Origin of the sequence: Aeromonas sp. L_1B5_3, from assembly GCF_963866575.1 — a bacterium.
Classification (GTDB): domain Bacteria; phylum Pseudomonadota; class Gammaproteobacteria; order Enterobacterales; family Aeromonadaceae; genus Aeromonas; species Aeromonas jandaei.
Window position 1 is genome coordinate 1 of the sequence record NZ_CAWMDN010000089.1, and the last position, 215, is coordinate 215.

General features: G+C 63.3%; 1 pseudogene. It reads left to right on the forward strand.

Annotation, left to right across the window (positions count from 1 at the left end):
* Nucleotides 1-185 (forward strand): annotated as a pseudogene (locus AACR93_RS05490) (short-chain dehydrogenase); the annotation flags it as partial.
* Nucleotides 186-215: the final 30 nt, after the last annotated feature.

Consider the following 215-nt stretch of genomic DNA (forward strand, 5'->3'; position numbering starts at 1 on the left):
CCATGCCCTGTCTGGTGACGGTGGAGCAGGCCTCCCGCGTCATCATGGACGGGCTGACCGCCGGTCGTCACCAGATCCACTTTCCCCGCCGTTTCATCTGGTTGCTGCGCCTGCTTGGTGCGCTGCCGGTGGGGCTCTGGCTGCGCCTCGGCCGCGCACTCGTATCGAAAGGAAGCCATTCATGAAGAAAAAGATCGCCATCGTCGGTTCAGGGA